We start from the raw sequence: 14,048 nt of genomic DNA on the forward strand, positions 1-14,048 counted from the left end.
TATGACAATTTTATATACTCCATAAACCCTTTAAATTAATTAGGTGGTTTATGTCGCACTTCAAGTTTTACTCTGCCAATCTATGTTTTGAATTTATCTACCCTTGCCGATCCAAAAACAAAAATAACAGACAACCTAAACTGAACATGAGTAATGCCCTTTGGCTAAACTCATTGATGGCACGCCCTGTAAAGTAATACAGTTCTTCCTGCCAAAGTGCATCGGGAATATGCCGTGCATAATCCCTAAGCGAGAAACAGCCCAAAGCGACAGACAGTGTAATAAGACCAACTGCATAGCCCAGAACTTTGATGCTTACAGGTTTGATTTGCCGATGTTTCTTATAATAATGCAGGCTCATCCAAAATAAAAAAGGCAGGGCTAAAATAGAACTACCAATTTGCAAAATTCGATGCATCGGGTAAGTCTGAGCGCCCCATTGCACCGACTGTGCTAAAAAATCCTGAAAGGCAAAGCTGCGAAAGTCGTGATGGGTTAAACCATCCCAAATTAAATGCGTGGCATTGCCAATCAGTAAGGCGAGAATCAAGCCACATACAAACCCAAGTGTAGATTTTATTGTGTTTAGATTTAAAGGGTGATGGATTCCCACAAAACGATATAATGCAGGGCGATATACCAGATACCAAAGTGCACAGAACATAAGGCCTAAGAATAAGTTTGGATAAAACAAGGCCGACCATAAATGTGGCGTTGGGTCTTGGCGTAGGGTAAACAGGCGATGTAAATCTGGCAGCATACAGCCAATTGCAAGTGCAGCAATGGGTAGCCGTTGTCCAGAGAGTTTAGCTAGCGGTGGTGCAAGTACAGCATGAGATAAGGTAAAGGGCATACCAATAAAAAGAAGAATAAACGTCAGCAGAATTGAAGGCGTAGCTTAACTGAAAATACGGAATGAGAATGTTTTTTATTGCAATGCTATTGAAATGTTATATTATAACAATAATTATTTTTTGCTACTTTGAGCATGGGTCATGGCGTTCCATAAGAATTTAATAACAGTTTCAATTTTTGCAGTACTTAGTCCAGCAGCATTTGCCGATACAGATGCTACAAATACACAACTGGAAACGATTCAGCTACAAGCACATCCTTTGGTACAAACTGCGGCAGATTTCGCTGTAGCAGATCATGTGATTGATCAGAAAACGTTGGCAGAGCGCAGCACCACTATAGGTGATGCAATGGCAGATGAGCTAGGGGTCTATTCTAACCAATATGGTTCAGGCTCTAGCCGACCTGTCATTCGTGGGCAAGATGGCCCACGTGTTAAAGTGCTGCAACATGCTTCAGAAACGGCAGATGTTTCTACACTTTCACCTGACCATGCGGTAACGGTAGATCCAATTTTGGCCAAGCAAGTTGAAATTATTCGTGGGCCATCAACTTTACTTTATGGTGCGGGTACCGTAGGTGGTTTGGTCAATGTCACTGACCAAAAAATTCCAACGCAAATGCCAAATAATGGTTTAGAAGGACAAGTCGGTCTGCGTTATAACACAGGCAGTGATGAAAAACTGGCCAGCGCAGGTGTGACCGCAGCAATTGGTGATCAGTTTGCGCTGCGTATAGAAGGTTCTAAGCGTAAGGCTAATGATTACATTACCCCAAACTATTGGGTAGAACATCATAATGATGAAGCAGGACATGACGACCATGATCACGGACATCATGACCCTGCACATGATCATGATGATGAAGGCACGCATTTTGATAAAGCACGTCGTGTAGAGAATACCTTTGCCGAAGGGCAAACGGTGAATATTGGTGGCTCATGGATACATGACCGTGGTTTTGTGGGCGTGTCATACAGTAACCGTCAGGATAAATATGGATTGCCAGGGCATAGCCATGAATATCATGGTTGTGTATTGCACGATGATCACTTTCATGGTTGCCCTACACCTAATTCAAATACTGTTGAAGAACATGCACATGGTGGCCCATGGGTGGACTTAGAATCACACCGTTATGATTTGCGTACCGAACTTGATCAGCCCTTTGCAGGCTTTGATAAACTTCGTGCGCATGCCAGTTTTACAGATTATGAGCATGATGAATTAGAAGAAAATAAAGTCATCAGTAACTTTAAAAGCAAAGGATATGATGCACGTTTAGAATTGGTGCACAAACCCCTTGCAGGTTGGGAAGGTGTGTTTGGTACACAGTTTAGCCAGCATGAAATTGATTTGACTGGTCAGAAGGAAAAACATGATGATCATTATCATGAAGCAGTACCTATGCCAGATACGAAAACACAAAAATACAGCTTATTTGGTTTAGAGCATAAACAATTTGGTGATGTACATGTGGAACTTGGTGCGCGTGTCGATCATCAAAAAGTGAAAGCAGATTCGGACAAAAAAGATTATTCAGGTACTGGTATATCTGCTTCTGCTGCAGCCAATTGGCAGTTTGCACCCAACTATAAATTGTCACTCACAGGCTCACATCAGCAACGTTTACCTGTAGCGCAAGAGCTCTATGCTGATGGCTTACATTTTGCAACCAATACTTACGAGGTGGGGAATCCTGATCTAGATAAAGAGACATCTAATAATTTAGAGTTAGGTTTGCACTATGAAGCCGACAAACTCGATTATTCGCTGCATGTTTACCATAATTGGTTCGATGATTATATTTATGGCGCAACAGTAGCGCAGAAAGGTAATTTGCGTGGTGTGGAATATACTCAAGACAAAGCCAAATTCTACGGTACAGAAGCCAAGTTAGGCTATCAGCTGAGTCCAGATTATAAACTCAGTGTGTTTGGTGATTATGTTCGTGGCGAAATAGATAACCAAAATGCACCACGTGTACCTGCAGGCCGTTTGGGAACTAAAGTAGATGCTAACTTTGCCGATGGTTGGTCGGGTATGGCGGAATACTATCGTGTATTTAAGCAAGACAAAATTGCAGCGTATGAACAAGAAACAGAAGGCTATAACATGGTCAATGTTGGCGTAGCTTATGCAGGAAACTATGCCAATAAACAAGATTACCGTGTGTATTTTAAAGCCAACAACTTGTTAGATGATGAAGTCTATTCACATGCATCTTTCTTGTCGCATATTTCACAAGTGGGTCGTAACTTTACTGTGGGCGTTGAATTTGGTTTCTAAAATTCAATTTGGGCTTTATAGGATGTCTGTGTGAAAACACAGAAATCCTCTTGAAAATCCAAACAATAAAACCTAGTCTGAGCGCATCGGACTAGGTTTTTTGTTATGCGTATTTTTCAGCGAATTCACCAAAAATTGAATTGGTCGCCTCGGGCTTATTTAGGACTGGTTTTAGGTTTACTGGCTTTGGGTTATTTGTCCTCGGCTATTTACCACAGTCTTAAGCCCTTGCCAGATGGTCTGAATTACACCGGAAAATTACGCCATGCACCTGTCAAATTTATTGCCGATCAGACCTATATTGATGCGCAAGGTGTTCAGCAGCAACAGCACCAAATTTTTAAGGAAATTTTAGGTTTAATTGATGCTGCACAAACCACCATTGTGGTGGATATGTTTTTGTTTAATGCAGAGGTGGGGACGTCTAAACAACAGCATCAACCACTGACACAGCAATTGACCGAAGCTTTAATTCATAAACGTCAGATGCAGCCAAATATTGAAATTAAGGTCATTACAGACCCAATTAACTCAGTATATGGCGGTATTGCACCTGAGCATTATCGTCAATTACGTCAAGCAGGCATTGATGTGATTGAAACCGATTTAACGCCTTTACGGGCATCGAATCCATTGTGGTCAGGCTTTTGGTATCTCTGCTGTCAGGGTATTCCAAATAATGCAGAAAAAGGTTGGCTGCCAAGTCCTTTCGGGCAAGATAAAATTACCCTACGCAGTTATTTCAGCCTGTTTAATTTTAAAGCCAACCATCGTAAAACCATTGTGGTCGATACCACTGAAGGTTGGAAAGCGTTGGTGACCTCATTGAATCCGCATGATGGTAGTTCGCGTCATTCCAATATTGCCTTAGTGGTCACAGGCAATACAGCGGTTGATATTTTGCAGACTGAACAAGCTGTAGCACGTATGTCGCAAGGCAATGTGTCTGGGGTGATTGTGGGAGAGTTTGAGGCAGATCGTTCTTACCCTCAAGTGCAGGTTTTAACGGAACAGGCCATTTGGGATGCTAGTTTAGCAATGATTGAAAATGCTAAGGCGCAAGAGCATCTTGATTTGGCAATGTTTTATTTGTCAGAACGTAAAGTGATTCAGGCTTTAATTGCTGCACAGCAACGTGGCGTACAGGTACGGGTATTGTTAGACCCGAATAAAGATGCCTTTGGTCGTGAGAAAAATGGTATCCCAAACCGACAAGTAGCATCAGAACTTAATGCGGCAGGAGTGAGTGTGCGTTGGTGTAACACGCAAGGCGAGCAATGTCATAATAAAATGATGATCAAATCTAATGCCAAACAGGCAGAATTGACTCTAGGCTCTGCAAATTTCACCGCACGTAATTTTAAAAATTATAATTTAGAAACCAATTTGCGTGTGGTCGGGCAGGTACAAGACCCTGTATTTCAGGATGCACAACATTATTTTAATACCGCATGGTCAAACCTTGAGGGTAAAAATATGAGTGTCGATTATGCTGTGTATGCCGATGAGTCGAAGTGGAAATATGTGGTTTATCGCTTTATGGAGTGGAGTGGTTTATCGACATTCTGACTTTAAACTTTTTCAGTCAGATGTAATATTCCTAGAAAAATCCCTCTTGTTTAAAGAGGGATTTTTAGAAAACAACAATGAAGCTCTAAAATTATTTTTCAGGATTTGGCGGCACCATTTCATCCAAATCTTTATCACTCAGCTGATCTAACTCAGAAATATCAGTCTTGATTTTCCACTGTGCTTCATCATCAACAGGATTCGGCAAACGGGCTTCTAGCCAGTCACAGACCACATCTGGGCTAAATTCTGGATGGTTGCATTGAATCACCCATGATAAAAAATCTTTAGCATCACCATTCATATATGGCGGTGGAGATACAGGCAAGAATTGGGTCGGTAAACGCTCATCTCTAGAAATATAATTCAGGACATGCCCCAATTCTTGTACAGTTTGCCATGCCAGTGGGTGTTCTACATCTATTTGAAATTTAAACCACCATGCATGCTGACCGTCTGAACCATAAGAATCCACACGGGCTTGCTGCACACTTGGAACTTTACAGAAAAACTGATGAAGGCGGTCAAAATTTAATTCAGGCACGAGGTTTCATCCAATTTCAAAAAAAATGTATCTTAGCATAATGTGAAAATGAAACAGGTATGCTGCAGCTTTGTTTCTGTAAGAGCGGAGTTGGAATGAATAAAATTGCTGTTTTTTTATTCATTGTTTATCCTTAATTTGAGGTTAAAATCAAAAGATAACCAGAGGAGTGTTGGATATGAAGGTAGCAATTTTAACTGCATTGAGTGGCATGCTACTTATGGGTACTACGCTGCCAGCATTTGCAGAAACGAATCGTTGGGCAGGTTATACAGGTGTCGATACTCAGCGTTATCATCATCGTCCTTATACTTCGCAGCATCATCCTGCATATCCACAACATCGACCATATTATTCACAGCATCCTCAACCGCAGTACTATCCGCGACATTACCCGCAGCATCACCCACGTCCTGTGCCACAGTGGGGGCAGCCAACTATTCGGAGTGGTATTAATATTCAATACAATGCACCAAGTACAGTGCAATATAACCACCAAAGCTATAGTTGGGTGAATGGTGAACCGAGTACGGCTCATATTGAAAGTTCGACTTATCGGGTCGTGACCAATTGGCAGCATTTAGGCTTGCCTGCACCACCACGTGGTATGTATTGGGTTTTTGAACATGGCCGTTATGTCTTGGTGGCAAATCGTTAGATCATCTTGAGTACTCAACCATAAAGAAAAGCATTTTAGCCAAACGGATGAACTGGTGAATCTTCAAAAATCAGCGCGTCATGGTTTATCCTGACGCGCTTTTTTATAGCAGAAGTTTGAGTGGCTTTGAGTGAATTAAGCAATTTCAGTTTAGGCCAGCTCATCATCTTCTGGGCGTGGCGTCTTGCCCTGTGGTAATGGTTTTTCACTGTGTTTATCTCGAATGACCGATGGATAATTCCACGAGGCAAAACGCACCACCAGAATTGCAAAGGCTAGAATTAGAATTGAACCCGTAATAATCACCAAGTCCATATCTGCCTTATGGTCATGTTGAATATCGGAAATGAGCAGTCGGGTTAGGGCGGTAATGGCAATATAAATCAGAAAGCGTACTGGCATGTGATTGGTTTTAAAGTAAATTCCAACCATGGCACCAAGTTCTAAATAAATGAATAGCAATAAAATATCATCAATCGTGGCATATTGTTTGACGGTCAGAATATCGATCACGGTATGACCCGCTGACCAGATCACCATACAGCCAATGATGAACAGGGCAATATAGTGAAAACTTTCTACGGCTAGATTGCCAAGTCGGTCGAGGAGGGTTTCTATTTTTTCTACTTTGGAATGTTGTGCTTTCATTTGCTCCTCCTGATGATGTTGATGAATGATAAAACTCATGCAAAAACTGTGCACAATTACAGGAAAAGCTGCGTAAACATAGTAAAAATAAGAGGTATAAAAAACGCCTGACAATGCAGGCGTTTTTTAGAGGTAATCGAGTTAAGCTTGATTAGTGAAGTAATCTTCGCTGAAGTCCATAATCACTTCTGCACCCGCTTTTACTTTGGTAATGCGTAATGCAAGTTCTGGTAAAACACGTTGTACAAAGTAGAGTGCCAATGACAATTTGTTTTGATAGAACTCGCCATCTTTTTGCTTAGCGGCATTGGCAATGCGCGCGAACATATAAGCAAAGCTGAGCAAACCTACTGCATGCAAATAATCTACTGCTGCTGCATTTGGGAAGTCTACATTTTCTTTGGCTGCATTAAGAATGTATTGAGTAACTGATTCGACTTCGGTCGCTGCATCCAAAGTTGCATCTTTAATGAAGTTCAGGTCTGCATCTAAACCATTGGCAAAATCACGGATTTCTGCAATGTATTCTGCAATAAATTCACCATTGCATTTAATGGTTTTACGACCAATCAAGTCTTGTGATTGTACGCCGTTGGTGCCTTCATAAATTTGGGCAATACGTAAATCACGTACACATTGCTCCATGCCCCATTCGCGGATATAACCATGGCCACCGAAGCACATTTGAGCATCCAAAGTCGCTTGGAATGCGGTATCGGTTAAATAGGCTTTTGCAATTGGGGTGAGCAGGGCAACACGGTTATTGGCTTTCTGCACCGCTTCTGCATCGGTAGAGAATTTAGTGATATCGAGCTGTTGACCTACATAGACTGCAAATGCACGAGATGCTTCGTTATTGGCACGCGCATTTAATAGCATACGACGCACATCACCATGCACCAAAATGCTGTCAGCCGCTTTGTTCGGTGACTTAACGCCTGATGCACTGCGACCCTGAATACGGTCAGTCGCATATTGTGCAGCATTTTGATAGGCAAACTCAGATGCACCTAAGCCTTGAATACCCATAGACAGACGTTCGTAGTTCATCATGACGAACATGGCTGCTAAGCCTTCATTTTCTTTACCCACTAAGTAGCCTTTGGCACCATCAAAGTTCATCACACAAGTTGCAGAGGCTTTGATCCCCATTTTGTGTTCAATTGAACCTGGGCCTACTGGGTTGCGTTCACCTAATGAACCATCTTCATTGACCAAGAATTTCGGTACGATGAATAAAGAAATACCACGTGAACCTGCAGGAGCATCTGGTGTTTTAGCCAAAACCAAGTGAATGATGTTTTCAGCAAGGTCGTGGTCACCACCTGTAATAAAGATTTTGGTACCAGTGATGTTGTAAGTACCATCTGCATTTGGTTCAGCTTTGGTTTTAATAATACCCAAGTCAGTACCTGCATGTGGCTCAGTTAAACACATGGTACCTGACCATTCACCTGAGTAAATTTTAGGTAAATAGGTTTCTTTTTGCTCTTGTGATGCATAGCTGTTTAAAGCCATACCTGCGCCTACAGACAGCAATGGATACAACATAAATGATGGGTTAGTAGCAAATAGCATTTCATCTGACAAAACAGTCAGCATTTTTGGCATGCCCTGACCGCCCCATTCTTCATCTGCGCCCAAACCAATCCAACCGCCTTCGGCATATTGTTTAAATGCTTCTTTAAAGCCAGCAGGGGTAGTCACTTCACCATTGTTGTACGTTGCGCCTTCTTCATCACCACTACGGTTAATAGGCAGGGTCACGTTTTGGGCAAACTTTGCCATTTCTTCCAAAATTGCTTCGGCCGTTGCAGCATCTAGGTGAGCTAAATTTTCATTGTTTTGCCAGAATTGTTCTGCATTAAAAACATCATTTAAGATGAATTTCATATCGGCAAGAGGAGCATTATAAATTGGCATGTGGTTTCACCTGTTTATTGTTTGAATCTTGATTCGCTGAGTTCAGTGTAATCTACAATTATGAATGTTGTAGGTGGCTCAAACGAAAGAATGCTTTATTTATAAAGAAAAAGGACTGCCAATGCTATGACCGTCCTTTCTCAATTTCTGTACTCAAGAGTACAACATTTTGAATATCTAGTTAAATATTCTCAATATTTAGCTTAGAAAGCAAAGTGTTCAGCATCTAATGCAAGTAAAGGCTCTACACCTGTTGCAATCACATCAACGTGTGAACGAACACGTGGCAAGATTTTTTTGAAGTAGAAACGTGCTGTAGTTACTTTAGCATTGTAGAAGTCTACATCGGTTGTACCTGCAGCTAGTGCTTCTTGTGCAACCAAAGCCATACGAGCCCATAGGTAAGCAAGCGTTACATAACCAGAGAAGTAGAGGTAGTCTACTGCCGCAGCACCAACTTCTTCAGGGTTTTGCATTGCACGCATACCAAGTTGCATGGTCAAGTCGCCCCATTCTTTGTTAAGTGCCGCAAGCGGTTCAACAAATTCTTGCATCGCAGCGTTGTCTTTGTTGGCTTCTGCAAATTTGTGAATAATTTTGGTGAAGTCTTTCAACATTGCACCTTGTGTACCCAATACTTTACGGCCTAACAAGTCAATAGACTGGATTTCAGTTGTACCTTCGTACAAGCAAGAAATACGTGTGTCACGCACAATTTGTTCCATGCCATGCTCAGAAATGAAGCCATGACCACCAAAGACTTGAACACCGTGTTTTGCAGATTCAGAACCTGTTTCAGTTAAGAATGCTTTTGCAATTGGAGTCAGTAAAGACAAGATGTTGTCAGAGAATTTACGCTCTTCTTCAGTTGCACCTTGTTCAACGATGTCTGCATGTTGTGCAAGCAAGTACACCAACGCACGACCACCTTCAGCATACGCTTTTTGAGTTAAAAGCATGTTGCGTACAGCTGGATGCACAATAATTGGGTCTGCTTCTTTTTCAGGCGCTTTTGGGCCAGAAAGTGAACGCATTGCCAAACGGTCTTTGGCATAAGTCAATGCACCTTGGAAAGAACCTTCAGATGCTGCAAGACCTTGTACCGCTGTACCAATACGTGCAGTGTTCATGAACGTGAACATACAGTTTAGACCACGGTTTTCAGGGCCAATCAAGAAACCTTTAGCGTTATCAAAGTTGATGACGCAAGTTGCATTACCATGGATCCCCATTTTGTGTTCGATTGAGCCACAACGTACACCATTACGCTCGCCTACAGAACCATCTGCATTGAGGTTGAACTTAGGTACGATGAACAAAGAAATACCTTTAGTCCCTTTAGGTGCGCCTGGTAAGCGTGCCAATACGATGTGTACGATATTCTCTGCCATGTCGTGTTCGCCAGCAGAGATAAAGATTTTCTCGCCAGAGATTGCATAGCTACCGTCTGCTTGTGGCTCAGCTTTGGTACGGATAATACCCAAGTCAGAACCTGCGTGAGATTCGGTTAAGCACATGGTGCCCGTCCACTCACCCGATACTAATTTTGGCAAATAAGCATCTTTTTGTTCTTGTGAACCGTGGTGTTCTAAGGTACGTACCGCACCATGAGAAAGACCAGGGTACATGCCCCATGACCAGTTCGCTGTACCCACCATTTCTGAAATGGTAATACCTAAAGAGTTTGGTAAGCCTTGACCGCCGTATTGTTCTTCTGCAGAAAGCGAAGGGAAGCCCAGTTCGATATATTTTTGATACGCTTCTTTAAAGCCTGTTGGTGTGGTCACCACGCCATCATTCCAAGTACAACCTTCACGGTCGCCCACTTGGTTCAATGGAGATAATTCATTTTCACAGAAATCTGCTGCAGCTTCCAAATATTGGTCAACCAATTCACGGCTTACGTTTTCTTGGAATGCAGGTAATTTTGCATAGTGTTCTTCAGCATTTAATAATTCATGCAAAACGAATTGCATATCACGTAAAGGCGCTTTGTATTGTGGCATATCGGTTTCCTCAATACTGGTTTGACCAGCGTTATATTTTAAATGGATTTCAAAGCATGCCTTCTCAGACATGACCTGTTGGAATGGTTGTAATCGTGCAACATCTTCTAATTCGGTACAAGCATCTAAATAGCATTTCTTAGTGACTGCAAAGTCAAAGATTTTTATCTTGAAATGGCTAAGTTGTTTGAGTGTAAACAGTTTTACTGAGTTTGAAATGACACAAATAGTCAAAAAGCGTAAAGAGACATGTCTGAGTGCAGTGGATAAAAAGATCAATAAAAAGGCGCTCAATGAGCGCCTTTAAAACAGTGTGAATTTGACTGGTACGATTGTTTAACGTGATGCAGATTGCTTGATTTTTAAAGGTTGAATAGGCTGATTTGGCTGAAAACGTACTAAACATTGACCATTGAGTTGTTGGTCGCCTAGTTTAACCTGAACTTTTTGACCATGGGTTTTACCTTCACAAGCTGTGCGCATTGCTTGTTGATGAGCTTGACGCTGTGCCAATCGTTGATCGTACTGTTTGGTCATTTCAGCACGTTGTGCATCGGTCAGTACTTCACCACGTTGCGGGCGCTGCATATTGGCATGCATAGCTTGATGCTGTTTCATCATATATTGACGTTGTTGTTTAAACGATTGACGGTCTGGCTGAAAGCGCATAGTACAGGTGCCCGAAACTGTTTTTTCGCCGAGTTTGAGTTGCAGCTTTGTACCTGCTGCCTTATTGTCACATGCTTGTTGCATCTGGCTACGGAAAGCACGGTGTTCTGCGCGCTTCGCACGATACTGTTCACGTTGTTCTGGGCTAAAACGTGAGTCGGCTACAGCATGATGCTTCATCATACGTGTCTGTTGTCGATCCGTTAAGTCATTGCTGGTTTGACAAGCCGTTAAAGCACCCATCCCCAAAACACTCGCCCCAAGTAACGCGATTTTTGTCATCTGTTTCATCTTACATCTCCTTAACTGGAATCCGACTTTGCTTAAGTTAAGATTAAATAATAAAGATGAAGAAACAATGGAGAGTTTTTTGAAGCGCTGTTGGTTACAATGCTCAAAATGAAGAAAAAATTCTGAGACTGTTCTATTGAAAATTCGCCGCATTCCCATCGCCTTACGCCTGTTTTTAACAGTGCTACTGACGACCTTGCTAATCACCACGGTTAGTTTGGGGGTATTGCATGTCAATATGCAGCGTAACTTCAGTAAATACGTGGCCGACGTAGAAATGCAGAAGCTGGATTTGGTCATCCAAAACTTGGCAGAAGTGTATGCGGTGTACCATGACTGGGGCAATGCCATTCAGGCGCAAATTTTACAAATAGAAGGCGAAGCCGCACCCGATGATTATGACCGTTTATCGCGTTGGTGGTTGCGTCGTCAGTATGATATTGCCTTGCAGCAGCGCTATTTTCAGGAACATAGCTTAGCCAATGTAAATCCGAGTGTGGTTGAGCCGGACCCAATGAAGCGTCAAGCCAATGCAGAAGAGTTACGTTGGTTAGAGCTAAATTTACCTTCGCAGTTTCAGCCTTTTGAGGGGTTAGTATTTCCTTTAAGCGCCAATCAAAATGCATTCCGTTCAGATCGTAAAAACGAAGGGCAGAACAATACAACAGACGCTTCGGGTAAAAAACAGTTTATTTCGATGCCTGACCGTTTGGGGTTGAGTTCACGTTTATCTTTATATGATGCGCAGCGTCAGTTTGTTGTGGGTGAGCCTGCGGAAACTCAGATTTCCTATCGTCCAATTATGGTTGGTGAAAAAATCGTGGGCTATTTGGGGTTAAAACCTGTGCTTGAGCAGGAAGATGCGTTAAGTATTAACTTCTTTAGTAAGCAAACTCGTTATTTATTATTGGTTTATGCCTTAAGTATTTTGGCCAGTTTGATTGCTGCCTTATTGTTAGCGACCTATTTTAAAAAGCCAATTCAGCGCTTATTAAATGGCACACGTGAATTGACCAAAGGTCATTATCAGCATCAGGTCACGGTCAAGCGTAATGATGAATTGGGTGATTTATCGACAGAACTGAACCATTTGGCAGTGATTTTAGACCAACATGAAAACTCACGCCGTCAGTGGGTGGCAGATACTTCGCATGAATTGAAAACCCCATTGGCGGTGTTGCAGGCACAAATTGAAGCCATGCAAGATGGTATCCGCAAAGCTACGCCAGAGCATTTGGCTGCCATGATGCATCAGGTCAATAGCCTGAAAAAACTGACGCAGGATTTGTCGGACTTGGCGCAAGCTGAAGCCATGCAATTGAAGTGCTATTTTGCAAGCATTGATCCTTGGCAAGTGATTGAACAGGAAATTGAAAGCTTTAAGCCGAAATTTGAGCAGGCGCAATTGGACTTGATCGTGTCTGGCGAAGGCACGCAATTACAATTAGATATAGACCGTTTTAAACAAATTATGCTCAACTTATTGAGTAACAGTATTCGCTATACCGAAGCAGGTGGGCAGGTGCATATTCACACCAGTCAAAGCGCAACCGAGTGGACCGTGTATGTAGATGACAGCCCGTTTGGCCTAAGTGATGAACAATTGGCGCGTTTGGGTGAACGTTTTTATCGTGCCGATGATTCACGCACTCGGGCGACAGGTGGTACAGGTTTAGGTTTGGCCTTATCGGTCAAAATTGCCAAAGCATTAGGCGGAGAGTTAAGTTTTGCTCATTCACCGTTGGGTGGTTTACGCTGCAAATTAAGTTTTCCAAAAATCAAATCTTAATGGACTTTAAGGAATCGTGCATGAAACATATCTTACTGGTTGAAGATGAAATTGAACTGGCCCAATTGGTACGAGATTATTTAGAAGCTGCTGGTTTTGAAGTCAGTATGTTTCATGATGGGCAAGAAGCTTATGACAGCTTTTTGCAGCGTAAACCAAGCCTGATGATTTTGGATTTGATGGTACCACGCATGGACGGCCTGACCATTTGCCGCAAAGTACGTGAACAGTCCGATGTGCCAATTATTATGGTCACCGCCCGAACAGAAGAAATTGATCGGGTGCTGGGTTTAAACATGGGGGCAGACGATTATGTTTGTAAGCCTTTTAGTCCAAAAGAATTGGTCGCGCGCGTGCAAGCGGTTTTGCGTCGCTTAGAACGCAAAGTTGAGCCTGAAAGTAATGATTTATTCCGCATGGATAAAGCGCAGCAGCGTATTTGGTATCAGCAAAAAACCTTGAATTTGACCCCGACCGAATTTCGTTTATTGGAATTGTTTTTAGAGCATGTGGGGCAGGTGTATTCAAGAGCGCAATTGCTAGATCATATTAACCCTGACAGTTTTGAAGTGGCTGACCGTGTGATTGATAGCCACATTAAAAACTTACGCCGTAAAATTTCTGACGCTGCCGAAACAGGTAATCGGCATGAATGGATTCAAGCAGTGTATGGTGTAGGCTATCGCTTTGAGTATCCAGAAGAGTAATTAACTATAACTAAAAATATAGATAAATATTTGCATAAGTGCTCATTTTGTCTATGTCGATTCAGTAGTGGCAAGGTGGGTATTTATTAGAGATTTAAATG

At 42.2% G+C, this 14,048-nt stretch carries 11 protein-coding genes; 5 read left to right on the forward strand and 6 right to left on the reverse strand.

Annotated features, from left to right (window positions below; all coding sequences use genetic code 11):
- Positions 1 to 97: 97 nt before the first annotated feature.
- A complete protein-coding gene (locus tag HHA41_RS12185; protein ID WP_168461891.1) occupies positions 98 to 853 on the reverse strand; it encodes a DUF4184 family protein in 756 nt (251 codons plus the stop codon).
- A 142-nt stretch (positions 854 to 995) separates the two neighbouring features.
- On the opposite strand from HHA41_RS12185, the gene znuD reads away from it, so the two are divergent.
- On the forward strand, positions 996 to 3,143 hold the full coding sequence (gene znuD / locus HHA41_RS12190; protein WP_168461892.1) for a zinc piracy TonB-dependent receptor ZnuD: 2,148 nt from the start codon (positions 996 to 998) through the stop codon (positions 3,141 to 3,143).
- 105 nt (positions 3,144 to 3,248) lie between these two features.
- The gene (locus tag HHA41_RS12195) at positions 3,249 to 4,712 is read left to right on the forward strand and encodes a phospholipase D family protein (protein ID WP_168461894.1); all 1,464 of its coding nucleotides are present in this window, start codon (positions 3,249 to 3,251) and stop codon (positions 4,710 to 4,712) included.
- A 91-nt stretch (positions 4,713 to 4,803) separates the two neighbouring features.
- Here HHA41_RS12195 and HHA41_RS12200 read toward each other — a convergent pair whose 3' ends face one another.
- Entirely contained in the window at positions 4,804 to 5,256 is a 453-nt protein-coding gene (locus HHA41_RS12200) for a hypothetical protein (RefSeq protein ID WP_168397761.1), read from the reverse strand.
- 178 nt (positions 5,257 to 5,434) lie between these two features.
- Between HHA41_RS12200 and HHA41_RS12205 the strand changes: the two genes are divergently transcribed.
- The gene (locus tag HHA41_RS12205) at positions 5,435 to 5,914 is read left to right on the forward strand and encodes an RcnB family protein (RefSeq protein WP_168461895.1); all 480 of its coding nucleotides are present in this window, start codon (positions 5,435 to 5,437) and stop codon (positions 5,912 to 5,914) included.
- Positions 5,915 to 6,064: 150 nt separating this feature from the next.
- Here HHA41_RS12205 and HHA41_RS12210 read toward each other — a convergent pair whose 3' ends face one another.
- From HHA41_RS12210 to HHA41_RS12225, 4 genes are all read right to left on the reverse strand, one after another.
- Positions 6,065 to 6,562 carry a phosphate-starvation-inducible PsiE family protein gene (locus HHA41_RS12210; protein WP_168418561.1) on the reverse strand — a complete coding sequence of 166 codons (498 nt, stop codon included), beginning with the start codon at positions 6,560 to 6,562 and terminating at the stop codon, positions 6,065 to 6,067.
- 141 nt (positions 6,563 to 6,703) lie between these two features.
- On the reverse strand, positions 6,704 to 8,485 hold the full coding sequence (locus HHA41_RS12215) for an acyl-CoA dehydrogenase C-terminal domain-containing protein (RefSeq protein WP_168461897.1): 1,782 nt from the start codon (positions 8,483 to 8,485) through the stop codon (positions 6,704 to 6,706).
- A 203-nt stretch (positions 8,486 to 8,688) separates the two neighbouring features.
- Positions 8,689 to 10,491, reverse strand: a complete 1,803-nt coding sequence (locus tag HHA41_RS12220; protein WP_168418591.1) for an acyl-CoA dehydrogenase C-terminal domain-containing protein — start codon at positions 10,489 to 10,491, stop codon at positions 8,689 to 8,691.
- A 336-nt stretch (positions 10,492 to 10,827) separates the two neighbouring features.
- A complete protein-coding gene (locus HHA41_RS12225; RefSeq protein WP_168418563.1) occupies positions 10,828 to 11,451 on the reverse strand; it encodes a hypothetical protein in 624 nt (207 codons plus the stop codon).
- A gap of 136 nt (positions 11,452 to 11,587) precedes the next feature.
- Between HHA41_RS12225 and baeS the strand changes: the two genes are divergently transcribed.
- Positions 11,588 to 13,240 (forward strand): sensor histidine kinase efflux regulator BaeS, encoded by a 1,653-nt coding sequence (gene baeS / locus HHA41_RS12230; RefSeq protein ID WP_168461898.1) that lies wholly within the window; start codon positions 11,588 to 11,590, stop codon positions 13,238 to 13,240.
- A 20-nt stretch (positions 13,241 to 13,260) separates the two neighbouring features.
- Positions 13,261 to 13,947, forward strand: coding sequence for a response regulator (locus HHA41_RS12235; protein ID WP_168418565.1), 687 nt, complete (start codon positions 13,261 to 13,263; stop codon positions 13,945 to 13,947).
- Positions 13,948 to 14,048: the final 101 nt, after the last annotated feature.

Origin of the sequence: Acinetobacter sp. A1 (assembly GCF_012371315.1) — a bacterium.
In the GTDB taxonomy this organism is placed as follows: domain Bacteria; phylum Pseudomonadota; class Gammaproteobacteria; order Pseudomonadales; family Moraxellaceae; genus Acinetobacter.

What these genes read in the sequence shown, in the direction of transcription:
- HHA41_RS12185 (WP_168461891.1), bottom strand. Translation starts at nt 853, where the DNA reads ATGCCCTTTACCTTATCTCATGCTGTACTTGCACCACCGCTAGCTAAA.
- znuD (WP_168461892.1), top strand. Translation starts at nt 996, where the DNA reads ATGGCGTTCCATAAGAATTTAATAACAGTTTCAATTTTTGCAGTACTT.
- HHA41_RS12195 (WP_168461894.1), top strand. Translation starts at nt 3,249, where the DNA reads ATGCGTATTTTTCAGCGAATTCACCAAAAATTGAATTGGTCGCCTCGG.
- HHA41_RS12205 (WP_168461895.1), top strand. Translation starts at nt 5,435, where the DNA reads ATGAAGGTAGCAATTTTAACTGCATTGAGTGGCATGCTACTTATGGGT.
- HHA41_RS12210 (WP_168418561.1), bottom strand. Translation starts at nt 6,562, where the DNA reads ATGAAAGCACAACATTCCAAAGTAGAAAAAATAGAAACCCTCCTCGAC.
- HHA41_RS12215 (WP_168461897.1), bottom strand. Translation starts at nt 8,485, where the DNA reads ATGCCAATTTATAATGCTCCTCTTGCCGATATGAAATTCATCTTAAAT.
- HHA41_RS12220 (WP_168418591.1), bottom strand. Translation starts at nt 10,491, where the DNA reads ATGCCACAATACAAAGCGCCTTTACGTGATATGCAATTCGTTTTGCAT.
- HHA41_RS12225 (WP_168418563.1), bottom strand. Translation starts at nt 11,451, where the DNA reads ATGAAACAGATGACAAAAATCGCGTTACTTGGGGCGAGTGTTTTGGGG.
- HHA41_RS12235 (WP_168418565.1), top strand. Translation starts at nt 13,261, where the DNA reads ATGAAACATATCTTACTGGTTGAAGATGAAATTGAACTGGCCCAATTG.